Consider the following 21,672-nt stretch of genomic DNA (forward strand, 5'->3'; position numbering starts at 1 on the left):
CCGGCGCGCGTGTCACCTTTCCGCCTCCGAGATCGGATAGCGTCGGTGCCATGCCCGACAGCGGTTTCCCCTGGCCGATCGAGACGACCCGACTGGACAACGGCCTGCGCGTGGTGGTGAGCGAGGACCGCACCGCCCCGGCCGTGGCGGTCAACCTCTGGTACGACGTGGGCTCCCGCCACGAGCCGGCGGGACAGACCGGCTTCGCCCACCTCTTCGAGCACCTCATGTTCGAGGGTTCGGTGAACGTGGCGAAGACCGAGCACATGAAGCTGATCCAGGGCGCGGGCGGCTCGCTCAACGCGACCACCAACCCGGACCGGACCAACTACTTCGAGACGGTCCCGGCCGAGCACCTGGAGTTGGCGCTCTGGCTGGAGGCCGACCGGATGGGCGGGCTGGTGCCGGCGCTGACCCAGGAGACGCTCGACAACCAGCGCGACGTGGTGAAGAACGAGCGGCGGCAGCGCTACGAGAACGTGCCGTACGGCGACGCCTGGCTGCGGCTGCTGCCGCTGCTCTACCCGCCGGGGCATCCGTACCACCACGCGACGATCGGGTCGATGGCCGACCTGAACGCCGCCGACCTGGCCACCTTCCAGGAGTTCCACAGCACGTACTACGCGCCGAACAACGCCGTCCTCACGGTGGTCGGCGACACCACCGCCGCCGAGGTGTTCGCGCTCGCCGACAAGTACTTCGGCGGCCTCGACGCGCGCGCCGACATCCCGGCCGCGCCGGACGGCCGTGCCGTGCCGGCCACCGGCCGCCCGGCGGTGGAGACGGTCACCGCCGACGTGCCCGCCCCCCGCGTCTACGTCGCGCACCGCACCCACCCGTTCGGCACCCAGGGGTACGACGTGACGACGGTGCTGGGCACCGTCCTCGGCAGCGGCCGGGGCAGCCGCCTCTACCAGCGCCTGGCCGACGGTGAGCGGATCGCCCAGCCGGACCTGGTCGGCGCGTACGGGGTGGACCTGGCGCACGCGCCCGCCCCGCTGATCGCCACCGCCACGGCCCGCCCCGGGGTGAGCGCTGAGCGGCTGCGCGACGGGCTGGCCGAGGTGGTCGACGAGCTGGCCACAGTGCCGGTGACCGCGGCCGAACTGGACCGGGCCAAGGCGCTGCTGAGCACCATGTGGTGGCGGCAGATGTCCACGGTGGACGGGCGGGCGGACACGCTCGGCCGCTACGCCACCCAGTTCGGCGACCCGGCCCGCGCGGCCGACCGGCTGCCGGCCTGGCTCGCGGTGACCGCGGAGCAGATCGCCGAGCAGGCCGCCGAGCTGCTCGGCGCCGCCGACCGGGTGATCCTGACCTACCTGCCCGAGGAGAAGTGATGTCGCTGATCGCCACCCGTCCCGGCCCCGGCGCCGCGCGCGCGTACCGGTTCCCGCAGGTGGTCCGGCGGACGGCGGCCGGCGGCCAGGTGGTCGCCGCGCACCTGCCGGGGCAGAACCTCGCCGTCGCGTTGCTGCTGCTCGACGGCGGCGCGGGCCGGGAGCCGGTCGGCAAGGAGGGGCTCGGCGCAGTGCTGGCCAAGGCGCTGGAGGAGGGCACCGCGCAGCGGGACGCCACCGCGTACGCGCTGGCCATCGAGGCGCTCGGCACCGAGCTGGCGACCGGGCTCGACTGGGACTCGTTCCAGGTGAGCGTGCAGGTGCCGGTGGACCGGCTGACCGCCGCCGTGGAACTGCTCGCCGAGGCGGTCCGGACGCCCCGGCTCGACCCGGCCGACGTGCTGCGCGTACGCGACGACGAGGCCACGGCGCTGCGGATGGACTGGGCCAACCCGGGCCCGCGTGCCGACGCGGTGCTGCGGGCCGAGCTGTTCGGCGCGCAGCACCGGTGGGGCCGCCCGCTCTACGGCGACCCGGGCAGCGTGGCCGCCCTGGAGGTGGACGACGTCACGGTCTTCCACTCCGAGTGGTTCATCCGCCCCGGCACACTCGTCGTCGCCGGTGACCTGGATCGGATCGACCTGGACGCGCTCGCCGCCATCGCGTTCGCCGGCGCCGGCGGGGGCCCGGTGGAACGCGGCGGACCGATCGACGTGCCGCTGGCCGGGCAGCGCCGGATCATCCTGGTCGACCGGCCCGGCTCGGTGCAGTCCACGCTGCGGCTCGGTCACCCGTCCCCGCACCGCGCCCACCCGGACCACGTGCCGATGACGCTGGCCGGCACCGTGCTCGGCGGCGCGTTCACGTCCCGGCTCAACCACCTGATCCGCGAGGTGCGCGGCTACACGTACGGGATCCGGGGCGACTTCGCCTCGTCCCGGCGCTTCGGGCGGTTCGCGGTCAGCTCCGGCGTGCAGACCGCGGTGACAGCCCCGGCGCTCGTCGAGTCGGTGGGCGAGATCTCGCGTACCCAGCTGACCGGGGTGACCGAGGAGGAGCTGGAGGTGGCGCGTTCCTGGCGGGCCGGGCAGCTCTCGGTCGAGTTGCAGAGCCCGCGGGCGATCGCCGCGGCCCTGACCACGCTCGTCGTGCACGACCTGCCGGACGACTACCACGCGCGGCTGCGGGAGCAACTGCTCGCGGCGACCGTCGAGGACGTCTCCGCCGCGGCCGCCACCTACCTGCACCCGGAGTCGCTGACCATGGTGATCGAGGGGGACGCGGCGGTCATCCGGGACGAGCTGGTCGCCAGCGGTCTCGGCGAGGTGGCCGACCACACCTGACCGGACGGGGCGGCGGGCCTGTGATTCCCGTCGCCCCGCATCCGCGCGGTGGGAAACGTTTCCCACCCGTGCCGCCCGGCTGGGTAGCCTCGCGGGCATGAGGATCGGCATTGTGGGAGCCACCGGCCAGGTCGGTGGCGTCATGCGGCAGGTGCTGGCGGAGCGCGAGTTCCCGGCGGAGCAGGTGCGCCTGTTCGCCTCGGCCCGGTCGGCCGGGCGCACGCTGCCCTGGCGCGACGGCGAGGTCACAGTCGAGGACGCGGCCACCGCGGACTACCGCGGCCTGGACATCGTGCTCTTCTCGGCGGGCAAGGGCACCGCGAAGGAGCTGGCTCCCCGGGTCGCCGAGACCGGCGCCGTGGTGATCGACAACTCGTCGGCGTTCCGGATGGACCCGCAGGTGCCGCTGGTGGTCGCCGAGGTCAACCCGCACGCGATCGCCGACCGCCCGAAGGGCATCGTGGCGAACCCCAACTGCACCACGATGGCCGCGATGCCGGTGCTGCGCCCGCTGCACGCCGAGGCCGAGCTGATCAGCCTGGTGGTCGCCACCTACCAGGCGGTGTCCGGCGCGGGCCTGGCCGGCGTGGCGGAGCTGGACGAGCAGGTCCGCAAGGTGGCCGAGGACGCCACCGGGCTCGCGTTCGACGGCTCGTCCGTCGAGTTCCCGGCGCCGCGCTCGTTCGCCCGCCCGATCGCCTTCAACGTGCTCCCGCTGGCCGGCTCGATCGTCGACGACGGCTCCGACGAGACCGACGAGGAACAGAAGCTGCGCAACGAGAGCCGCAAGATCCTGGAGATCCCCGGGCTGAAGGTCTCCGGCACCTGCGTGCGGGTCCCGGTCTTCACCGGCCACTCGTTGCAGATCAACGCCCGGTTCGCCCGCCCGATCACCCCGGCCCGGGCCCGCGAGCTGCTCGACGGCGCGCCCGGCGTGGCGCTGCGCGACGTGCCCACCCCGCTGGAGGCGGCCGGCCAGGACCCGACGTACGTCGGGCGGATCCGCGCCGACGAGACCGTCGAGCACGGGCTCGCGCTGTTCTGCGCGAACGACAACCTGCGCAAGGGCGCGGCGCTGAACGCCGTGCAGCTCGCCGAGCTGGTCGCCGCCGAGCGCTGAGGCCGGTCGTCGTCGTGGCCGCCCCCGCGTTACCCCGCCTCGGGCGGCGGGTAGACCGCCGTGCCGACACCGAGAGGGGAGCACCATGACAACGGTCGGAGAGTTCATGACGACCCGGTTGGTGACGATGGACGGCAACGACACGCTCACCGCCGCGGCGCAGGAGATGCGCGACAGCGCCATCGGTGACGTGGTGGTGACCGACGACGGCAACGTGGTCGGAATCGTCACGGACCGGGACATCACGGTGCGGGGCGTGGCCGAGGACATGGACCCCACCGCCACCCGGCTCAACCAGATCACCAGCAAGGACGTGGTGACGGTGAGTCAGTACGACGACGCGGTGGCCGCCGCCGACCTGATGCGCACGTACGCGGTCCGCCGGCTCCCGGTGGTCGACGACGGCCGGCTGGTCGGCCTGATCTCCATGGGTGACCTGGCGGTCGAGCGGGAACCCCAGTCGGTGCTCGCGGACATCAGCGCCGACGACCCCAACAACTGACCTGTCAGACGCGGTGACGCCGGCTCCCGGTTCGGGGGCCGGCGTCTCGCGTCACGCCCGCGGCGCCGCGCTCACCCGGATCGGGCGAGGTTGACCGGGGAACGGGTGGGCACACCGCATCTCGGACGGAAGACCGCAGATCGCGGGAGGAGTCGCCCGGATGGTGGACATGGCCACAAGATTCTTCGAGGACCTGGACCGGCGGGGGTTCGAGCCTCTGTTGGTCAAGACATCCGGAACGCTTCGCTTCGACCTGCACGAGGGCCCGCACACCACGCACTGGCTGCTGGAGATCGACCGGGGCAACCTGCGGGTCCGGCAGGAGGACGGCGAGGCGGACACCGTGGTCGGCACCGAGCCCCGCCTCTTCGCCGAGATGGTCGGCGGCGAGGAGAACGCCATCGCGGCGCTGCTGCGCGGCGACATGACAGTCGTCGGTGACCTGCGGCTGGTGTTGCAGGTCGAGCGGGTCTTCCCCGGTCCGCCGGATTCCCGGGGACCACGTCACACGTTCAGTGGGAGGGACGCCTGATGCCCGGGGCAAACACCGTCCGCATCCTGGACGGCAACACCTTCGTGGTCAGCGAGGACACCGGCGACATCGAGGCCACGCCGAACGAGCCGACGGGTCTCTTCTCGCTCGACACGCGTTACCTGTCGAAGTGGGTGCTCACCGTCAACGGCGAGCGGCTCAACACGCTGTCCTACGACGACCTGCAGTACTACGAGGCCCGGTTCTTCCTGGTGCCCGGCGTGGCCACGCACTACATCGACGCGAAGCTGTCGGTGATCCGGGAGCGGGCGGTCGGCGGCAGCTTCCGGGAGACGCTGACCATCCTCAACCACGACGAGAAGGCAGTGGACCTGGAGATCCGGATGGACGCCGGGTCCGACTTCGCCGACCTCTTCCAGATCAAGGACGAGATCCTGAACAAGAAGGGCGAGCTGTACGCCGAGGCCGAGTCGGACCGGCTGCGCCTGGGCTACCGGCGGGGCAACTTCCGGCGCGAGACCGTCGTCTCCGCCAACCAGCCGGCCCGCTACGACAAACGCGGCTTCGCCTGGAGCCTGCGGCTGGAACCCAACGAGCAGTGGGACGCCGTCATCGACGTGCAGACGTTCGCCATCGGTCCCGGCGGCCGGGACCTGCGGATCGGGCTGCGCGCGCACGGCGTCGAGCGGCTCGCGCTCCAGCAGGACCTGGAGGAGTGGATCAGCCGGGCGCCGAAGCTGAACAGCGAGCACGAGGAGCTCGCCTCGACCTACCGGCGAAGCCTGGTCGACCTCGCGGCGCTGCGCTTCTCGCCGCTGTCGCTCGGCGGGCAGACGCTGCCGGCCGCCGGCCTGCCGTGGTTCATGACCATGTTCGGCCGGGACAGCATCCTCACCTGTCTTCAGGTGCTGCCGTTCGCGCCGGATCTGTCGAGGACCACGCTGCGGATCCTCGCCGCGCTCCAGGGCACCCGGTTCGACGACTTCCGGGACGAGGACCCCGGGCGCATCCTGCACGAGATGCGCTACGGCGAGACCGCCGCGTTCGAGGAGCAGCCGCACTCGCCGTACTACGGCTCGGTGGACGCGACCCCGCTGTTCGTGGTGCTGCTCGACGAGTACGAGCGGTGGAGCGGCGACGGCGCGCTGGTCAAGGAGCTGGAAGTGGAGTGCCGGGCCGCGCTGAAGTGGATCGACAAGTACGCCGACCTGATCGGCAACGGCTACATCTGGTACGAGCGGCGCAACACCGACACCGGCCTGGAGAACCAGTGCTGGAAGGACTCGTGGGACTCCATCTCGTACGCCGACGGCACGCTGCCGCCGTTTCCCCGGGCCACCTGTGAGGTGCAGGGGTACGCGTACGACGCGAAGATGCGCGCGGCCCGCCTGGCCCGGGAGTTCTGGGGCGACCACACGTACGCCGATCAGCTCGAACGTGAGGCCGCGGAGCTGAAGCGGCGCTTCAACCAGGACTGGTGGGTCGCCGACCGCGGCTTCTACGCGCTGGCGCTGGACCCGGACGGGCGCCAGTGCGACGTGCTCAGCTCCAACATCGGTCACCTGCTGTGGAGCGGGATCGTGGACGAGGAACGGGCGTCGAGCGTCGCCGAGCACCTGGTGGGGCCCCGGCTCTGGTCCGGCTGGGGGGTGCGGACGCTGGCCGAGGGCGAGGTCCGCTACAACCCGATCGGCTACCACAACGGCACGATCTGGCCGTTCGACAACTCGTTCGTCGCGTGGGGCCTGCGCCGGTACGGCTTCACCGAGGAGGCGGCCACCGTGGCCAACGGCATCCTCGACGCGGCCACCTACTTCGACGGCCGCCTGCCGGAGGCGTTCGGCGGCTACCAGCGGGAGCTGACGAAGTTCCCGGTGGAGTACCCGACCGCGTGCAGTCCGCAGGCGTGGTCCACCGGCGCCCCGCTGCTGCTGATCCGCACCATGCTGGGCCTGGAGCCGCACGAGGGGCACCTGGCTGTGGATCCGGGCCTGCCGGTGGGCATGGGACGCATCGAGTTGCTGGACATCCCGGGCCGCTGGGGCCGGCTGGACGCGTTCGCGCGGGGCCGGCTCAACATCGACGAACCGGCCGACTGAGTCAGTGCCCGGGCGGCGGCGCGCTGTGCGCCTCGTTCGGCGGCAGCAGGCAGAACTCGTTGCCCTCCGGGTCGGCCAGCACGGTCCAGCGCGGCAGCTCGCGCACCACTGTCGCGCCCGCCTCCAGCACAGCGGCCCGCTCCTCGGCGTCGCCGACCAGGTCGAGGTGGATCCGGCCGGGCTCCGGCAGCTCGGCGGCGGGGCTGATCCACAGGTCCGGCCGGCGGCCGTGCGGGTCGCGCAGCAGCACCGCCTCGGCCGGGGCGAGCGTGCCCTCGGCGAGCTTGACCCGGTCCTCCTCGACCACCGGCAACCCGGTGACCGCGCTCCAGAACGGCGCGAGCAGGTAGGGGTCGCGGCAGTGGATGACGATCGCGGCGAGGTCGGGCATGCCTCGAACCTAGTCGTCCGCGACGGCGGGCAGGACGCTGTCCAGGAACGCGGCGGCCACCGCGCGCAGGTCGGGCCGGTCCAGGTCGAGCGCGTGACCGCCGTCTGTGAGCCACACGTGTACCGGGTGGCCGGCGGCGAGCAGCCGAGCGGTCAGCTCGACCGACTGGGCGGCCGGCACCGCCTCGTCGTCGCGGCCCTGGACCAGCAGCACCGGCACGCCGGAGCCCAGGTGGGTGGCCACTGTCGCGTCGGCGGTGGCCGGGTCGCCCGCGGCCGGCGGGTGGCCCAGCAGGTCGGTCCACGGGTCGTCGCCGGGGGCACGCCGGCGCCGCTGCTCCGGGTCGAGCGGGTCGACCGGCGCCCAGTACGCGAGCACGCCCGCCACATCGCCGGGCCGGTCCACCCCGCGCAGGGCGAGCTGGAGGGCCAGCATCCCGCCCGCCGAGTCGCCGCCCACCAGCAGCGGCGGGCCGTCCGCTCCGGTCCGCGCGGCGCGCGCGGCTTCGCGTACGTCGTCGAGCTGGGCCGGCCAGCGTGCCTGGTGGGAGAACCGGTAGGTGGCCTCGACCACGCGCAGCCCGAGGGATGCGAGCGCCGCGCCGTCCTCCTCGGCGCGGGCCCGCCAGCCTCCGCCGTGGATCCAGAGCAGGACGGCGCGTTCGGTCATGGCGCCATCGTCGCCGCACCCGGCCCGTTGCGCGAGCCCGGTCTGCCGAGGGCAGATCGGCCCTACGGTCGCGTAACCTACTCGGGGTAAAGTTTCGCCATGTCGGAACTCGTGTACCCACCCGTGATCACCGCTGCGAAGACGATGTTCCGCCTGCTCGACCTGCGCCTGGACGTGTCCGGCAGCGACCACGTGCCGCGCAGCGGAGGGGCGGTGCTCGCGTCCAACCACGTGAGCTACCTCGACTTCATCTTCTGCGGCTACGGCGCGCACCCGGCCAAGCGGCTGGTCCGGTTCATGGCCAAGGACAGTGTCTTCCGGCACAGCGTGTCCGGTCCGCTGATGCGCGGCATGAAGCACATCCCGGTCAACCGCTCCGCCGGCGCCGGCTCGTACGCCAGCGCTGTCGGCGCGCTGCGCCGCGGCGAGGTGGTCGGCGTCTTCCCGGAGGCGACGATCAGCCGCTCCTTCACCGTCAAGGACCTCAAGAACGGCGCGGCCCGGATGTCGCAGGAGGCCGGCGTGCCGCTGCTGCCGGTGGCGCTCTGGGGCACGCAGCGACTGTGGACCAAGGGACGCCCGCGCACGCTCACCCGCCGCCACACGCCGATCACCATCATCGTCGGCGAGCCGATGGACCCGGCCGCCTACCCGGACGCCACGGTCATGACCGCCGACCTGCGTACCCGCCTGTCGGCGCTCGTCGACCGGGCCCAGCGGGAGTACCCGGACCAGCCGTCCGGCCCGGACGACACCTGGTGGCAGCCGGCCCACCTGGGCGGCAGCGCGCCCACCCCGGAGGAGGCCGTCGAGCTGGACCGCTCCGAGCGCCGCACCCGCAGCGCCTCCTGACCCCGCGGTCCGCAGCTCGGCTCGGCTCGGCTCGGCTCGGTAGATCTTGGTACGAAAAGGCCCCCATGACGGCCCTTTCGTACCAAGATCTACACAGATCTCATGACGTAGAACGTTCGTCTCATCTAGTGGTGTGCCTCCGTTGCCGAGATCTTCGGCCGCCCACCACGCACATACGAGGAATGGGCCGCCGAGAACGCTCACCTGTTCCGCTGACTGAGGGCAGCCGCACCGCGCAAGGATGCACCTCCATGCCGCAGAGGATGCGCGCTCGAGGGAGGGTCAGCAGGCGGAACCGGGCTGATCGCGGGCCGGGGCGTCCGACCGTGCCCACGGCGACGCCTCGGCCACCGGCGGACGGTAGTAGTCGTCGCGGGACAGGAACTCCACCGGCAGCGAGCCCGGCAGCGTCACAGTGCCGAGCATCGGGCCGGGGGAGGCGGCGACCCGGGTGGTGAGCACGTCCCGCTCCGGCGGGGAGAGGTCGACCAGATCGGGGTTGGCCAGGCGGTATCCGGCCACCGAGCGGCGTACCTGCCGGGCCAGCCCGGTGACCGGCCCGACCGGGCCGCTCAGTGCCAGCGCCGGCTGCCGGATGGTGCGCAGCGCGTCGCAGACCACGCGCAACTCGGCCGTGCCGTCGCCGAGGTCGGCCAGTTCCAGCCGGGACGGCCACTGCCAGCGGATCTGACCGCTGACCAGGCGGGACAGCCGGACCGGACGCCGGTGCCGGGCACCCGTCCGGCTGTCCCGCCCGGGGACCACTGACAACTCGGAGCCACTGCAGACGTACACCAGGCGGCGGTCGGTCACGGTGATCGTCGCCGGCGTGGGCAGCGCCCAGCAGCGGACGTCCTCGGTGGGGCCCAGCAGGTGACCGGCGACCCGCAGCAGATGGTGCCCGAGCATGCGCTCACCCGGCTCGGGCACCAGCGCGTAACGCCGGTCGAGCACGGGACGGGTGGGGTCGGCGTCGGCGTCGAACCGATGCGGCCCGACGAAGAATGGTGCGGCGTCCTCCGGCACGGTACGACCTCCCGGTGACGGTTGGCGGTATCAGGGAGCCTGCCGGATTCGTAGGGTGATTGTCATGACACCTGTTAGGGGGTCGGCCGGTCGGCCGACGCCTGCGACCGGTAGATGCCGATATCTTCCGGTCGGACGAGTCCGTCCTCGATCGCCCGGGCGAGCAGAGCCGCCTTCGTGGCGGCCGGACGCCCCGCTCGGGTGTACTTGATCCGCGCTCGGTCGACGTACTGCTTCACTGTGTGCTCGCTGATCTGCATCCGGCGCGCCACCGACGCCTTCGACATCGACTGGAACCACAACAGCAGCGCCTCACGCTCCTTGTCGGACAGGGCCGGACGATCCGGACGGGCGTCGCCGACCATCGCGCCGGCCAGCGCGGGCGGCACGTACGGCCGGTCGTGCGCCGCCGCCAGCACGGTGGCCACGCAGTGCTCGCGTCCCTCGTGCTTGGCCAGGAACGCCACCGCGCCCGCGTCCAGCGCGGCCAGCATGGTCGGCGGGTCGCTGTGCTCGGAGTAGACCACCACCCGGCGCCCGGCCGCGCTCAGCTCGGCCAGTTTGTCCAGCACCATCCGGCCGTGCAGGCGCAGGTCGAGGAGCACCACCTCGGCGTCGGGCGCGGCCCGCAGTACCTCGTCCGGGTCGTCGCCGGTGGCCAGCACCCGCAACCGCGGCTCGCCGGCCAGCCAGGCACGCACCCCGTCGATCACCACCGGATGGTCGTCCACGATCGCCACCCCGATCGGCCACCCGGCGTTCACGTCCGCCGCCAGCGGGTCTGCGTCCATCTGATCTCCCCGTCCCGCTCGTGCAGGTGTTCCACCGGCCCACCCCCACCGGTCGTTGTCTCGTCCGGGCCGTCGTGGTCCGGTGTCACCAGGCTGACCACCACCTCGTCCGGTCCCGCGACCACCGTCAGCCGGGCCCAGCCCTCGGCCGCGGCGAGCGCCGCCGTCAGCGGGTCGGCCAGCCCTCGCCGGATCTCCACCGGCAGCTCCGGCGGCGTGCCGACCGCGACCAGGTCGATCGGCAGCCCGTTGCGCTCGGCCAGGTCGGCCGCCGCGCGCAACTCGTGCAGCAGCGCGTCGGGCACGTCGTCCGACTCGGCGATGAGCCGGCGCAGCCGGGCGGCGGCCAGCACCGCCCGCCGCCGCACCGCCGGATCGGCCGGGTCGGCGTCGCCCGCCGCCAGTTCGGCGAGCACCTCCTCGGCGGTACCACTGACCAGAGCCAGCCGCTCCTGGCGCTCGGTGCGGGCCCGCTCGGCCGCCTCCCGCTCCGCCGCCACGGCCAGCGCCGCCGCCGCGGTGGCCGCCCGGTCGCGGGCCTGCGCGGTGATCGCCGCCGCGCCGACGAAGACCGCCACCGGCAGGGTGGAGGTGCCGTAAACGTACATCGTGGCCCGGCTCAGATCGGCCGGCGCGGTCGCGCCGTACAGCACCACCGCCGTCATCGCGATCGCGCCGTGCGCGGCGAGCATGACCAGCAGCCAGCGCACCGGCCGCTGCCAGAGCGCCAGCAGGAAGAACCAGGCCAGGCCGCCCCACACCCAGTTGGCGGTGCTGAACAGGAAGCGCTCGCCGGCGCCCGCGACGACCGCCGCGTCGACCACCAGCAGCGCCACGGCCAGGCTCCGGGCCGGGGGCAGCCCGCCGCGCAGCAGCCGTACGCCGGCCCCGACCCCGACCAGCGCGGTCACCAGCCAGCCCACCGCCACCACGGTCGGCGCCGCCATGCCCTGTCCGGCCCGCAACACCGCCGGCAGCGCGACCGCCAGGTGCCAGGCCGCCGCGATGACGATCACGGCGAGCCGGGCGCCCCCGTCGGACGCGTCGGCCACCGCGTGCGCCTCCGGCGGGGCCGTGGCCGGCGCTGGGCGCGTCGCCACCCGCTGCCGGGGCAGCGGGCGCAGCACGGAGTCGGCGGTCACCGCCGTACCCGACTCAGTCGCCATCGGACCACTCCAGCCGAATCCGGGTGCCCGCGCCAGGGGCAGAGGTCACCACCGCACGTCCGCCCACAGTGGCCATCCGCCCGTGGATCGACTCGCGCAGCCCGTACCGGTGGGCCGGGACCGTGGCGGGATCGAAGCCCGGACCGTCGTCGGCCACCTCGACCACGACGGCGGAGCCCTCGCGGGACAGGCGCAGCGAGGCAGCCGCGCCGGGCGCGTGCCGCGCCACGTTCGCGAGCGCGGCGGCGGCGCTGTCCGCGAGCGCCGTGGCGACCTCCGCCGGCAGCCGGCACGGTTCCAGGGTCGCGGCCACCACCGGCTCGGACATCCCGGCGAGGATCTCGCGCAATCGTCCGTCCAGGTCGGCCTCGCCGGCCGCGGCCGCGGACCGCGCTCCCGCCAGGGCGGTGAGGGTACGCAGATCGTGCGCGCACCGCTCGCGCAACGTCGCCGAGTCGGGCACGGCGCCGAGGCCGACCATGGTGAGCGTGCCCAGCACGGTGTCGTGCAGGTCGCGGTTCTGCCGCCGTTCGTCCTCGCGGGCGGCGCGCGCCACCACCGCCTCGTGGGACAGCCGCTGGTAGTCGGCGAACGCGGCGTCGGCGCGGGCGATCCGGCGGCGCATCACCGCTGTCATCACCGCCGCGCTTCCGGTCTGCACCAGCAGCGTGCCGGCGTGCGCCCGCGCCTCGACCGGATTGCCGGCCAGGGTGGCCCCGGTGACGTACGCGGCGGTGACCAGCAGCCCGGCCGGCACCGACCAGCGCGCCGGGGCGGTGGCCTGCGCGTTGATCACCGTGGAGCTGGCGAGTACCGCGATCCAGCTCGCCTCGCCCGGCAGCACCTCCGGCGCGACCAGCCACGGGACGGCGAACGCGGCGGCGGTGGTCAGCGCGACGTCGCCGGCCACCAGCGGGCCGTCGATGCCGTGCCGGAACGCCCGCCACGCGTACCAGACCGACCAGGCGGTGAGCACGACGACAGCGGGGATCAGCAGCGCCACCCGCACCGGCGGCGTCCGCACCGACAGCGCGACCACCGCGCCGACCAGGCCGCAGGTGAGCCGCAGAAGCGCAGGGAACGTCGTGAAGATGAGGGCGAACGCCTCGCCCGCTGGACGGGCCGGGGGAGACCCGGGCAGGGGCATGGCGGCAGCGACCGGCATCGGGGAGATGTCCTTCCGGCAGCGACCCGGCCGGGTCCGCACGGCATAGATTGACGCCGGAGAATAACACGGTTTGTCGGCACTGGTCACCCTTGGTGCTTGACGAGTTTCGCTCCGCCGTAAAGCAGCCGGGGTCCAGTGTCGCGCGCCGCCGAGAAGCGGAGTAGCGGCATCCGGTTTACCGTTGCTCGCGTTTCCTACCCTGCCGGGTATGGCATACCAGCCGGCCATGGTGCCGCCGAAGAAGTCCAAGCGAACCCTGTTCATCGTGCTCGGCGTGGTGCTGGCGGTCTGTTGCTCCGGCGGTGTGCTCGGCGGCTTCTTCCTCTTCCGGGTCGTACAGGAAGCCACCGGCCCGGCCCGGTCCACTGCGGAGACCTATGCCGAGGCAATCGTCGACCGCGACTACCCCGCCGCGTACCGGCAGCTCTGCTCCTCTGTGCGCGACCGGGTCAGCGAGGCCGAATTCGCCCAGCAGCAGTCCTCCCAGCCGGAGTTCACCGGCTACGACATCACCGGGCTGAACGTGTCGAACAACAACGGGCGGGTGAGCGGTTCGACGACCATCCGCTTCACGCCGGCGACCGGCACCAACGTGACCCAGTCGTTCCCGATGGTCAAGGAGGACGGGGAGTGGCGGATCTGCGAGTGAGCCGCTCGCGAGCCTCCGCGCCACGCCTGATCCACTTGTCGCATGACCTCACCTCCCACCACACCGCTCCCGCCGGCCGTCGAGGACCGGCTCGCCCGCGAGCGCAACGTCTGGCTCTGCACGCTGCGCCGTGACGGCTCACCGCACGTCACGCCCGTGTGGTTCGTCTACGCCGACGGCGTCTGGTGGATCGGCTGCGAGGGGCGCAGTGTCAAGGCCCGCAACGTGTCGGCCGACTCCCGCGTCTCGCTCGCCTTGGAGGACGGCGTCCACCCGGTCGTCGCGGAGGGCGAGGCCCGCGTACACCGCGCCGGCTTCCCGCCCGGCGTCGTCGCGGCGTTCGCGGAGAAGTACGGGGGATGGGACATCCGGCAGCCGGTCACACCGGACGGGGATCGGGTGCTGCTGGAGGTGCCCGTCCGGCGGTGGCTGCTCGCCGGCCGGGCACGCTAGTCCCCGGAGAACCCCCAGAAGGAGATCTCGTTCGGGGTACCCGCCTCGTCGTGCAGCACGGCGTACCGGCCGAACCAGCGCTGCTCGGCCAGCGGCTTGAGCGCCTCGACGTGAGCGCGGGTCGGCCTTGCGGCGCCCGCGCGCGCGAGCGCCTCGGCCTCGGTCACCCGCTGGAACGTCCCGAAGTCGGGCTCCTCGCCGTCGGCCAGCACCCGCGACATGTCCAGGATGGAGTGCGTGCCGGACTCCTGCACCCGCTCGTCCGCCCACAGATCCTCCTCGCTGCGGGGACGGTCCGGGAAGTCGGCGGCGGACGCGCCGAACTCGCCCGGCACCGCCCACCAGTAGTCGCCGGCCTCGAAGACCTGTCGGCGTAGCTCGTCCAACGCGGCCTGGGCATCCGGCTGGTACGCCACGAAGTAGGTCCATCCCGATGCGCCCACGCTGCCTCCCGGTGATCCCGCTCGTCGACCGCCATCGTGCGGCGGCGCACGCGATCATGCCCGACACCACCGACGAAACCGGCGGGTCAACGCGCCCAGGATTCCTGTGCCACTCTCTCCGCCATGCGTCTGTCGGCGGGTCTGCGAGTCGGCGCGGTCGTCGCGGGCCTGCTGTCGGTCGGGGCGGCACTGCTCGCCATGCGGGAGGCGTCGCTTCTGTGGGCAGTGGTCACGCTGGCGGCGCTGTGCGGGCACGCGCTCACCGCCTCCGGCTCTCCCCGGGTGAGGTGGCGCGTCGCCGCCGGTGCCGGGCTGTTCGCCCTGGTGACGGTGGCGAACCTGCGCTGGTACGGGGAGCAGGCGGCGGACGCGGGCGAGCCGGCACGAGGGCAGGCTGCGGGGCGGGCGTATCTGCTGGAGAGCTGGCAGGACGGCATGGACCGGCAGCGGCTGACAGCCGGGGGCCTGGCGCTCGGCGTACTCCTGCTGTGGGCTGCCGTGTCGGCGTTGCCGGCACGCGGCGGGCGGCGGGGTGTGGTGACGACGGCCCTGGCGGTCGCCGTGCTCGTCTGGTGCGTGGCGCGCGTGGCGCTGACGCCCGGCGGGCCGCCGCTGCCCGACCTGTTCGCGGCCGTGTGGCCGGCGTTGCTCGCCGCGCTCGTGACCGCCGGGGTGCTCGCGTGGTCCGGACGGCGGGGCGACCGACGCGTGCTTCTCCCGGCGGGGATGGTCCTGCTATCGCTTGTGGCCGTGCGGATCTGCTCGGACCTCGCCGCCACGTGGGCGAGCTGGTGGACCCTGGTCAAGCCCGCCGAGGACGCCTTCCTGCAACCGGGAATCATGGTGAGCGTGGGCGCTTCGGCGGGAGGCGCCCTGCGGGTGTCCCCGGCGGTGGAGACGGCTGTCGCTCTCGGCGGCGTGGGGCTGGCGGTCGTCGGCGCACTGCGCGCCCACCGCGAGACCGAGGGCCGACAGCCGTGTTAGGCCCGGGGCCGCCGCCTACGGGTGGTTGTCGGTGATCGCGATGACCTCGTCGAGGCGGTCCAGGGCGGCCCGGAGCTCGTCGACCTTGGCCTGGATGCGCTCGCGCTCGGCGCGCAGCATGGCCCGCTGCCCGGGGTCGGTGTGTCCGGAGTCCCAGCACGGCAGGAGTTCCGCGATCCGGCTGCTGGTCAGGCCGGCGGCGTACATCTGCTGGATGAAGCGGACCAGCGTGACCGTGTCCGGCCGGTAGAGGCGCTGGCCGGACGGACTGCGCCTGGGGACGAGAAGCCCCTGCTCCTCGTAGTAGCGCACGGCGCGCACCGAGACACCGGCGCCGCGCGCCACCTCGCCGATGCGGATCAGCTCGGGCATGTGGCTCCTCTCACTCCGGTCCGGGGGAACAGCACTTGCCTCTGACGTCAACGTCAGGTTTTAGCGTACCGGGCATGGACATCAACAACTCGGTAGCCCTGGTCACCGGAGCCAACCGCGGCCTGGGCCGCGCCTTCGCCCAGCGCCTGCTCGAACGCGGCGCCCGCAAGGTCTACGCGACCGCCCGCCGGCCGGAAACCGTCGACCTGCCCGGGGTCGAGGTGCTGCCGCTCGACATCACCACTGCCACATCCGTACGGGCCGTCGCCGAGGCCGCCCCGGACGTCACGCTGCTCGTCAACAACGCGGGCATCCAGACCGGAACCGACCTGGTGACCGGTTCGCTGGAGGCGGTCCGACACGAGGTGGAGACCAACGTGCTCGGCCACCTGGCAATGATCCGGGAGTTCGCACCGGCGCTGGGCCGCAACGGCGGGGGCGCGATCGTGAACGTCCTCTCCGCCATGTCGTGGTTCGGGACCAGGGGCGCCGGCGCGTACCACCTGACCAAGGCCGCCGCCTGGGCCATGACGAACGGCGTACGCCTGGAACTCGCCGAGCAGGGCACGCTCGTGACGGCGGTACACCTCGGCCTGGCCGACACCGACATGTCAGCGGGCTGGCCCGTGGACAAGATCGCGCCGTCGGATCTGGCGGACGCGGCGCTCGACGGTGTCGAGGCGGGCGCCGCCGAGGTGCTGGCCGACCAGTGGAGCCGCGACGTCAAGTCCCGGCTGACGCTGAAGCCCGAGGAGTTCAACGCCGCGATGGACCGCGCCCTGGCGGCGCTGGCGGCCTGATCGGGCCTGGCTGTACCGTCCCGGTCGTGGCCGCATTCGACGCGGAGGCCGATCTCAGCGCAGACGTGGGCTTCCGCCTCCTGAGCAACACACCGGTGACCCTCTTCTGGCACATGCCGGTCCTCGACCGGACCACCGGGTGGTTGCGCGATCACGGCTACCAGGTCACCCACCTGGACGCCTCGGGCTGGACGACCGAGGAGGCCATGCACCGGGACGTGGCGGCCGTGCTCGCGTTCCCCGGCTACTACGGGCATAACCTCGACGCCCTCAACGACTGCATGCGTGACGTGGTACGCCAGGAGTACGGCTGGCCGCCCGAGGCAACCGGCCTCGCCCTCGTGTTCACCGGCTACGACACGTTCGCCACGCACTGCCCGAGGTCCGCCCAGATCGTGCTGGACACCATGGCACGGCACTCCCGCCGGGCCGGCCTGTTCGGCCGGCGCCTGATGTGTCTCGTGCAGAGCAACGACCCGCAGATCCGGTTCCAGCCGGTCGGGGCCGTACCCGCGACCTGGAACGACGCGGAGTGGGCGGACGCCGCCCGCCGACCGGACGAGCCCGGAACGGCCGGCCCGGTCGGCGGCCGGCGTGGGCGGGTGGTCCTGGCCGTACGGCGAGCACTTGGCCGGATCCGTCCGAGCCGGTAGGTCCCGGAGCGCAGTGCGTCACGGCCGGGCGGATGGACGCCGGCAGAGGCGTACCGCTCGCCTTCGTCACCTTGCAGCTCGTGGCGCTTCCGATCACCCTGATGCAGGATGCAGCGGTGACCTCGATCTATCGAACCGCCGCGGGCCGGGACGGCATCCGCCAGTGGTGCGAGGAACAGCTGAGCGCGTGGCCGGTCCCGCACGACCGACGCGTGATTCGCGCCCAGGCCGAAGACACTCACGTCGTCTCCGTCGGCGCAGGCCCGGTCACAGTCGTCTTCATCGCTGGCGACCGCTTCAGCGCGGCCGCCTACCTGCCGCTGCTCACTGCCCTGGCTCAGCGCTACCGGGTGGTCGCCGCCGACATTCCGGGCCAGCCAGGGCTGAGCTCTGATGAAGCGGGCACCGCCGGTGGCCGGCTCACCTGGTACGGCTCATGGCTGGGAGAGGTCATCGAGAAGACCACCGCCGGGCCGGTCGTGGTGTTCGGGCATTCGTTCGGCGGCGCCGTCGCGCTCGCCGCAGATCATTCCCGGATTCGGGGCAAGGTCGCCGTGTCTCCAGGCGGATTGTGCCGGCTCCGGATCACACCCCGTGTCCTGCTGGCGTTCCTGGCATGGCTGGTGCGGCCACGAGATGCTTCGAGCCGTCGACTGCTACGCATCCTGTCTGCTCCCGGCCGAGAGCCCCGCGCCGAACTGGTGGAGTGGATGACGCTGGTCGCCCGGAACGCCCGTCCGGTGAGTTCCGATGACCTCGTACCGGCGGCCGCTCACACGATGCCGGTCGTGGTCGCGAGCGGACACCATGACGTGTTCCTGCCCCCGGAACGACTGCGCGCAGGAGCACGACAACGGATCAATGTCGACGCCGACATCCTTCCCGCCGCCGGCCATCTCGTCACCGACGAGCACCCCGACCTGATCGCCGCGCTGGTTGCCCGGCTGGAGGATCAGTGGCGCTGAACAAGCGGGGCAGTCGGTCCATCGTCGTCGGCGGTGACCGCTACCGCTGGCTCGTCCGCCGGAAGCCGACGTACAGCCAGGGTCTGACCTGGTCGCCGCTGAGCTTCGCCGTCGAGCGGGCGGATCTGGCTGACTGCGCCACCCTCGTCGTCCGACTCGCATCACCACGACCGGACAACTGGATGAGCGCCGCGGCCTCTCCGGTGCTCCCTTCGCTGGTCGCAAGCGCCATCGTGCAGGCGCTTGAGCGGGGATGGCAGCCGGAGCGCCCCGGCTCCCCGTTCGTGCTGGACCTCGGCGCTGGTGGGGGCTAAGCCGGCGACCCGGCATCGCATCGGAACGCGGTGGGAGACGCGCGTGATCGCCGACCACCTTGCTCGCGTCCTCGTTGTCGGTCAGCCTCGGTGTCAGCGGGCGGGCTTGGCCGTACGGATAGCTGCCAGTCGAGCGACGTCATTTGTTTCCCCGCCTCGACGGTGATGAAGACTCGGGCGAGCCATCCATCAGGTCTCTCCGCATCTATCTGCGCCGTGGTCCGCGCCTCTCGCCGGCGCCGCCGATGAACCCATGCTTCACCCAAAACCTGACACCTTGCGTCATATTTCTTCAACTGGCTGCGGACGCTCTGCGGCAGCTCCGCGCACCTGACCTTGGTTCAGACGGTGACAGTCTCAAGAGCGGATCTCTGCCGAGGGCCCTCGGCCGGGCTCGGGCTGCTTCGCGCAGTGAGCGGTCAGGGTATGGACGCCTGCCGAACCTGCTCGAAGTGGAACTCGCGAATGAAACAGTCTCGTGGTTGGCCGACCGCGAAAAGCACGCAGTCGATGACCGATCGCGCGGTGAGGTCGCTGTTTACCTGTCGGGGCCCGTCCTGAACGAAGTCCGGCGGAAACAGTGAGATTACCCGGATCCCTTCTGGCCGGAGCCGGTGCGACAGGATCTCAGCGAGTCCGGCGTGGGCATGCTTAGCCGCGTAGAAGGCGGGATGTGCACCCGAGCGGCGGTGTCCCACCTCGCCGCATGCGGAGATCATGTTGACGATGTCGGGCCGCGACGATGCCCGTAACAGCGGCAGTAGATTCTTGGTCAACAACATGGTGCCGGTCCCGCCCGCAGCCATCACGCTTTCGATTCTGTCGTCCGAGACGTCTCCCAAGTCGTCGCCTTCGATGTACGGGGCACCATTGTTGATCAGCACATCGAGGTGCTTCGTCTGTTCGGCCATGGCAGCAGCGAACGCGCGCACCGACTCCGGTACGGCGAGGTCGCAGTGAAATGCATCAGCCCGCCCTGGCCCCCGCTGGCTGATCCCATCCGCAACATGCTCGGCCGTAGCCAGGTCGCGGGCCGAGAGGAATATCTGTGCACCGCGCTCGGCGAAGGCTTCGGCCAGTAGTCGTCCGGTGTCACGTGCGGCACCGGTGATGGCGACGCGCAGGCCGTCAAGATTCATGGCGGAAGTGAAGCATCTGAACTCTGGTTGAGGTCAACAGGACTCGGCTGTACGAATGCCTGTACGGGGGGTGATCGTCCCGACGGGAGCGGAAAGCCGCCGACCTGCGGTGGCGAGGGTGCGCCCGGCAGGATTGGAGGTCAGCGTCGCCCTCATGGTCGTCACCTCCGGGGCGGCGGACGAGTCGGCCTGTTCGCCGGAATTGGCAGGTATCGCACAGCAGTGGGCCGCTGTTTGTGCAGCCGACGGAAGTCCCGTGCGGGAACGCCTATAGTCGGCATGCGTCTGTCCATGATAGACCGCACACCGAGCGAGGGGTGTATGAGTGATCGGCCGGCTGATCTTCCACCCGTCGCTGGTTGAGCGACCGGGGCGCATCCTGCTTATCGCAGCCGCGTTAGCAGTTCCCGGGCTGCTGGCTCTCCTTGCCCGGCTGCTTGGAGAACGTCAGCTGCGCGAGTGGCCCTGCCTCGTTATGTCCTGCCTGTGGGCCCTTTACGCGCTGTACGAGGCGGCCATGCAAGGGAAGGGCTACAACATCCGGGTCGAACTCTTGCTGATCCACCCGGCTCTTACACTCTTGTCGGTCCTGGCATTGAGCGCCACCGCGATCCCTCGCCCTCGTGCGTCTGCGGGTGTGGGTCCGGCTGGCGGGGCAATGTTGGGCGAGTCCTCCGAGCGGACCTGAGCGCCGCGCCGGGCTTCACTGACGCGCGGTGCGCATAACCCCGCCGCCAAGGGAGGCGGATCTCCTCGTCGGGCAGTCGGACGTGGCACACGATTCGGGCTGCGGCTGGCCTTGACTGGCTCAGGCTGCACGAACTGCGGCACGCCTGCGCGACGTTCCTGCTCGTCTCCGGTGCCCCGCCCCGGACGGTGATGAAGGTGCTCGGTCACAGCCAGATCGGGCTGACGAGATTCGACCGGGAGCGGGGAGCCGCCGACCTGTGGTAACGGTGGTGCGCCCGGCAGGATTCGAACCTGCGGCCTTGGGATTAGAAGTCCCCTGCTCTATCCGCTGAGCTACGGGCGCGCGCCGACGGTCGTCGCGCCAAGAGGGTACCGCCGCTCCCCGCCCGCCCGGGGGTACGGGTCGGCGCGTCCGTTCCGCCCCTCAGCGTCCCACGCCGGGGTCCGGAACGGCACCACAGTTCCGGCGGGTCCGGCGCGGGCCGGGCGGGACGCGATCCGTACCCTCGTCGGATGCTGCTCGACCAGGAAACCGAGAACGAGATCGTCTTCGAGCTGTGTCAGCTCCTCGGACGGGCGATCCTTCCCGTCACCGGCTCGGACGGGCCGGGCGCGCCGGCCGGCGTCCTCGGCACCGCCTTCTTCTACAGCGAGCTGGTCGGCGCCACCGACGACGGGGAGATCGCGCACGAGTGGCTGCTCACCGCCGACGCGTTGACCGAGCGGGCGTACGGGGAGATCGGGTTGCGGCCGAGCGTCACCGAGCCGGCCGAGGGGGCGGACGAGCCGATCGAGCTGCCCGGTTTCGCCGACCACTGGCTGCACCTGCCGGAGCTGGGGCTCGCCGCGATGCCGACCGGCGGCCTGCACGGCTGGGCCGACGATCGGGGCTGGCGCTGGCGTACCCAGCAGGTCACCGAGGCGGTGGCCGCGCCGGCCGACTCGGTTGCCCGGATCGGCGTGGCGCCCGCCTCGGCGTTCGTGCTGGCTTTGGGTGCGGGCGAGGACGGGTCGCGTCCGCTGGAAGCGGTGGTCGAGCGGGTCGCCCGGGACGGCGACGAGGTGCGGGTCACCACGGAGCTGCCCGCCGGGTACGTGGGCGCGCCGGTGTTCGCGGTCGAGGCCGGGCCGGACGGCGGACCGGCGCTGCGCTGCCTGGGCGTGGTGCTGCCGTCGCGCGCGGGCGGGCACCCGGTCGCCACGTTCGACCGGATCCGCGCCGCGCTCGCGGCGGTCGTCACCGACTGAAG

Annotated in this window: 24 protein-coding genes, 1 tRNA gene and 2 pseudogenes; 17 read left to right on the plus strand and 10 right to left on the minus strand. The window is 72.3% G+C overall.

From position 1 onward, the window contains the following. Positions 1-50 precede the first annotated feature (50 nt). The 6 genes from AMK25_RS23775 to AMK25_RS23800 all read left to right on the plus strand — a co-directional run bounded on the left by AMK25_RS23775 (position 51) and on the right by AMK25_RS23800 (position 6,897). On the plus strand, positions 51-1,340 hold the full coding sequence (locus AMK25_RS23775; protein ID WP_073830615.1) for a M16 family metallopeptidase: 1,290 nt from the start codon (positions 51-53) through the stop codon (positions 1,338-1,340). Then, positions 1,340-2,683, plus strand: a complete 1,344-nt coding sequence (locus AMK25_RS23780) for a M16 family metallopeptidase (protein ID WP_073830616.1) — start codon at positions 1,340-1,342, stop codon at positions 2,681-2,683. The genes AMK25_RS23775 and AMK25_RS23780 overlap by 1 nt, the downstream gene beginning before the upstream one ends. Before the next feature lie 97 nt (positions 2,684-2,780). After that, complete coding sequence (locus tag AMK25_RS23785; protein ID WP_073830617.1) at positions 2,781-3,803, plus strand: aspartate-semialdehyde dehydrogenase; 1,023 nt, start codon at positions 2,781-2,783, stop codon at positions 3,801-3,803. Positions 3,804-3,888: 85 nt separating this feature from the next. After that, positions 3,889-4,305 carry a CBS domain-containing protein gene (locus tag AMK25_RS23790; protein ID WP_073830618.1) on the plus strand — a complete coding sequence of 139 codons (417 nt, stop codon included), beginning with the start codon at positions 3,889-3,891 and terminating at the stop codon, positions 4,303-4,305. Between the two features lie 160 nt (positions 4,306-4,465). Beyond that, positions 4,466-4,837 carry an SCP2 sterol-binding domain-containing protein gene (locus AMK25_RS23795; protein ID WP_073830619.1) on the plus strand — a complete coding sequence of 124 codons (372 nt, stop codon included), beginning with the start codon at positions 4,466-4,468 and terminating at the stop codon, positions 4,835-4,837. Beyond that, positions 4,837-6,897 carry an amylo-alpha-1,6-glucosidase gene (locus AMK25_RS23800; protein ID WP_073830620.1) on the plus strand — a complete coding sequence of 687 codons (2,061 nt, stop codon included), beginning with the start codon at positions 4,837-4,839 and terminating at the stop codon, positions 6,895-6,897. Before AMK25_RS23795 ends, AMK25_RS23800 begins: the two co-directional genes overlap by 1 nt. 1 nt (position 6,898) lies before the next feature. On the opposite strand, the gene AMK25_RS23805 is transcribed toward AMK25_RS23800, so the two are convergent. Beyond that, entirely contained in the window at positions 6,899-7,288 is a 390-nt protein-coding gene (locus AMK25_RS23805) for a VOC family protein (RefSeq protein ID WP_073830621.1), read from the minus strand. A 9-nt stretch (positions 7,289-7,297) separates the two neighbouring features. After that, a complete protein-coding gene (locus tag AMK25_RS23810; protein ID WP_073830622.1) occupies positions 7,298-7,957 on the minus strand; it encodes an alpha/beta hydrolase in 660 nt (219 codons plus the stop codon). 99 nt (positions 7,958-8,056) lie between these two features. Between AMK25_RS23810 and AMK25_RS23815 the strand changes: the two genes are divergently transcribed. After that, positions 8,057-8,809, plus strand: a complete 753-nt coding sequence (locus AMK25_RS23815; protein WP_073830623.1) for a lysophospholipid acyltransferase family protein — start codon at positions 8,057-8,059, stop codon at positions 8,807-8,809. A 282-nt stretch (positions 8,810-9,091) separates the two neighbouring features. Here the strand turns inward: AMK25_RS23815 and AMK25_RS23820 are convergent, their stop codons facing one another. The 4 genes from AMK25_RS23820 to AMK25_RS23835 all read right to left on the minus strand — a co-directional run bounded on the left by AMK25_RS23820 (position 9,092) and on the right by AMK25_RS23835 (position 12,957). Then, positions 9,092-9,835: a hypothetical protein gene (locus AMK25_RS23820; RefSeq protein WP_073830624.1), complete on the minus strand. Its 744-nt coding sequence runs from the start codon at positions 9,833-9,835 to the stop codon at positions 9,092-9,094. 74 nt (positions 9,836-9,909) lie between these two features. Next, entirely contained in the window at positions 9,910-10,626 is a 717-nt protein-coding gene (locus AMK25_RS23825) for a response regulator transcription factor (protein ID WP_073830625.1), read from the minus strand. Beyond that, entirely contained in the window at positions 10,596-11,792 is a 1,197-nt protein-coding gene (locus AMK25_RS23830) for a hypothetical protein (protein ID WP_073830626.1), read from the minus strand. The genes AMK25_RS23825 and AMK25_RS23830 overlap by 31 nt, the downstream gene beginning before the upstream one ends. Next, a complete protein-coding gene (locus AMK25_RS23835; RefSeq protein ID WP_073830627.1) occupies positions 11,782-12,957 on the minus strand; it encodes a sensor histidine kinase in 1,176 nt (391 codons plus the stop codon). The genes AMK25_RS23830 and AMK25_RS23835 overlap by 11 nt, the downstream gene beginning before the upstream one ends. A gap of 211 nt (positions 12,958-13,168) precedes the next feature. On the opposite strand from AMK25_RS23835, the gene AMK25_RS23840 reads away from it, so the two are divergent. Together AMK25_RS23840 and AMK25_RS23845 are read left to right on the plus strand one after the other, a co-directional pair. After that, positions 13,169-13,609 (plus strand): Rv0361 family membrane protein, encoded by a 441-nt coding sequence (locus tag AMK25_RS23840; RefSeq protein ID WP_073830628.1) that lies wholly within the window; start codon positions 13,169-13,171, stop codon positions 13,607-13,609. Positions 13,610-13,651: 42 nt separating this feature from the next. Next, the gene (locus tag AMK25_RS23845) at positions 13,652-14,062 is read left to right on the plus strand and encodes a pyridoxamine 5'-phosphate oxidase family protein (protein ID WP_073830629.1); all 411 of its coding nucleotides are present in this window, start codon (positions 13,652-13,654) and stop codon (positions 14,060-14,062) included. Here the strand turns inward: AMK25_RS23845 and AMK25_RS23850 are convergent. Further along, positions 14,059-14,505, minus strand: coding sequence for a hypothetical protein (locus AMK25_RS23850; RefSeq protein WP_073830630.1), 447 nt, complete (start codon positions 14,503-14,505; stop codon positions 14,059-14,061). The genes AMK25_RS23845 and AMK25_RS23850 overlap by 4 nt on opposite strands. Positions 14,506-14,628: 123 nt before the next feature. Between AMK25_RS23850 and AMK25_RS23855 the strand changes: the two genes are divergently transcribed. Continuing rightward, complete coding sequence (locus AMK25_RS23855; protein ID WP_073830631.1) at positions 14,629-15,489, plus strand: aminopeptidase; 861 nt, start codon at positions 14,629-14,631, stop codon at positions 15,487-15,489. Between the two features lie 15 nt (positions 15,490-15,504). On the opposite strand, the gene AMK25_RS23860 is transcribed toward AMK25_RS23855, so the two are convergent. After that, positions 15,505-15,861: a MerR family transcriptional regulator gene (locus AMK25_RS23860; protein WP_073830632.1), complete on the minus strand. Its 357-nt coding sequence runs from the start codon at positions 15,859-15,861 to the stop codon at positions 15,505-15,507. 74 nt (positions 15,862-15,935) lie between these two features. Here AMK25_RS23860 and AMK25_RS23865 point away from each other — a divergent pair, with 74 nt between their 5' ends. From AMK25_RS23865 to AMK25_RS23880, 4 genes and pseudogenes are all read left to right on the plus strand, one after another. Beyond that, a complete protein-coding gene (locus AMK25_RS23865; RefSeq protein WP_073830633.1) occupies positions 15,936-16,661 on the plus strand; it encodes an SDR family oxidoreductase in 726 nt (241 codons plus the stop codon). 26 nt (positions 16,662-16,687) lie between these two features. Beyond that, positions 16,688-17,227: pseudogene (locus AMK25_RS23870) on the plus strand (barstar family protein); the annotation flags it as partial. Positions 17,228-17,346: 119 nt separating this feature from the next. Further along, a complete protein-coding gene (locus tag AMK25_RS23875; RefSeq protein WP_198937662.1) occupies positions 17,347-18,279 on the plus strand; it encodes an alpha/beta fold hydrolase in 933 nt (310 codons plus the stop codon). Beyond that, a complete protein-coding gene (locus tag AMK25_RS23880; RefSeq protein ID WP_073830634.1) occupies positions 18,270-18,593 on the plus strand; it encodes a hypothetical protein in 324 nt (107 codons plus the stop codon). Before AMK25_RS23875 ends, AMK25_RS23880 begins: the two co-directional genes overlap by 10 nt. A gap of 419 nt (positions 18,594-19,012) precedes the next feature. Here AMK25_RS23880 and AMK25_RS23885 read toward each other — a convergent pair whose 3' ends face one another. Continuing rightward, complete coding sequence (locus tag AMK25_RS23885) at positions 19,013-19,732, minus strand: SDR family NAD(P)-dependent oxidoreductase (protein ID WP_073830635.1); 720 nt, start codon at positions 19,730-19,732, stop codon at positions 19,013-19,015. Positions 19,733-20,057: 325 nt separating this feature from the next. Between AMK25_RS23885 and AMK25_RS23890 the strand changes: the two genes are divergently transcribed. Together AMK25_RS23890 and AMK25_RS23895 are read left to right on the plus strand one after the other, a co-directional pair. Further along, on the plus strand, positions 20,058-20,420 hold the full coding sequence (locus AMK25_RS23890; RefSeq protein WP_073830636.1) for a hypothetical protein: 363 nt from the start codon (positions 20,058-20,060) through the stop codon (positions 20,418-20,420). 56 nt (positions 20,421-20,476) lie between these two features. Beyond that, positions 20,477-20,686 (plus strand): annotated as a pseudogene (locus tag AMK25_RS23895) (tyrosine-type recombinase/integrase); the annotation flags it as partial. A 3-nt stretch (positions 20,687-20,689) separates the two neighbouring features. Here AMK25_RS23895 and AMK25_RS23900 read toward each other — a convergent pair. Next, positions 20,690-20,765, minus strand: a tRNA-Arg gene (locus tag AMK25_RS23900). Between the two features lie 170 nt (positions 20,766-20,935). Here AMK25_RS23900 and AMK25_RS23905 point away from each other — a divergent pair. Further along, the gene (locus AMK25_RS23905) at positions 20,936-21,670 is read left to right on the plus strand and encodes a hypothetical protein (protein ID WP_073830637.1); all 735 of its coding nucleotides are present in this window, start codon (positions 20,936-20,938) and stop codon (positions 21,668-21,670) included. Positions 21,671-21,672 lie beyond the last annotated feature (2 nt).

Source organism: Micromonospora sp. TSRI0369, assembly GCF_001905625.1.
Lineage (GTDB): Bacteria > Actinomycetota > Actinomycetes > Mycobacteriales > Micromonosporaceae > Micromonospora > Micromonospora echinospora_A.

Excerpts from the sequence above, each read along its gene's own strand:
- AMK25_RS23775 (WP_073830615.1), top strand. The coding sequence starts at position 51 with ATGCCCGACAGCGGTTTCCCCTGGCCGATCGAGACGACCCGACTGGAC.
- AMK25_RS23780 (WP_073830616.1), top strand. The coding sequence starts at position 1,340 with ATGTCGCTGATCGCCACCCGTCCCGGCCCCGGCGCCGCGCGCGCGTAC.
- AMK25_RS23785 (WP_073830617.1), top strand. The coding sequence starts at position 2,781 with ATGAGGATCGGCATTGTGGGAGCCACCGGCCAGGTCGGTGGCGTCATG.
- AMK25_RS23790 (WP_073830618.1), top strand. The coding sequence starts at position 3,889 with ATGACAACGGTCGGAGAGTTCATGACGACCCGGTTGGTGACGATGGAC.
- AMK25_RS23795 (WP_073830619.1), top strand. The coding sequence starts at position 4,466 with ATGGTGGACATGGCCACAAGATTCTTCGAGGACCTGGACCGGCGGGGG.
- AMK25_RS23800 (WP_073830620.1), top strand. The coding sequence starts at position 4,837 with ATGCCCGGGGCAAACACCGTCCGCATCCTGGACGGCAACACCTTCGTG.
- AMK25_RS23805 (WP_073830621.1), bottom strand. The coding sequence starts at position 7,288 with ATGCCCGACCTCGCCGCGATCGTCATCCACTGCCGCGACCCCTACCTG.
- AMK25_RS23810 (WP_073830622.1), bottom strand. The coding sequence starts at position 7,957 with ATGACCGAACGCGCCGTCCTGCTCTGGATCCACGGCGGAGGCTGGCGG.
- AMK25_RS23815 (WP_073830623.1), top strand. The coding sequence starts at position 8,057 with ATGTCGGAACTCGTGTACCCACCCGTGATCACCGCTGCGAAGACGATG.
- AMK25_RS23825 (WP_073830625.1), bottom strand. The coding sequence starts at position 10,626 with ATGGACGCAGACCCGCTGGCGGCGGACGTGAACGCCGGGTGGCCGATC.
- AMK25_RS23830 (WP_073830626.1), bottom strand. The coding sequence starts at position 11,792 with ATGGCGACTGAGTCGGGTACGGCGGTGACCGCCGACTCCGTGCTGCGC.
- AMK25_RS23835 (WP_073830627.1), bottom strand. The coding sequence starts at position 12,957 with ATGCCGGTCGCTGCCGCCATGCCCCTGCCCGGGTCTCCCCCGGCCCGT.
- AMK25_RS23840 (WP_073830628.1), top strand. The coding sequence starts at position 13,169 with ATGGCATACCAGCCGGCCATGGTGCCGCCGAAGAAGTCCAAGCGAACC.
- AMK25_RS23845 (WP_073830629.1), top strand. The coding sequence starts at position 13,652 with ATGACCTCACCTCCCACCACACCGCTCCCGCCGGCCGTCGAGGACCGG.
- AMK25_RS23855 (WP_073830631.1), top strand. The coding sequence starts at position 14,629 with ATGCGTCTGTCGGCGGGTCTGCGAGTCGGCGCGGTCGTCGCGGGCCTG.
- AMK25_RS23860 (WP_073830632.1), bottom strand. The coding sequence starts at position 15,861 with ATGCCCGAGCTGATCCGCATCGGCGAGGTGGCGCGCGGCGCCGGTGTC.
- AMK25_RS23865 (WP_073830633.1), top strand. The coding sequence starts at position 15,936 with ATGGACATCAACAACTCGGTAGCCCTGGTCACCGGAGCCAACCGCGGC.
- AMK25_RS23875 (WP_198937662.1), top strand. The coding sequence starts at position 17,347 with ATGGACGCCGGCAGAGGCGTACCGCTCGCCTTCGTCACCTTGCAGCTC.
- AMK25_RS23885 (WP_073830635.1), bottom strand. The coding sequence starts at position 19,732 with ATGAATCTTGACGGCCTGCGCGTCGCCATCACCGGTGCCGCACGTGAC.
- AMK25_RS23905 (WP_073830637.1), top strand. The coding sequence starts at position 20,936 with ATGCTGCTCGACCAGGAAACCGAGAACGAGATCGTCTTCGAGCTGTGT.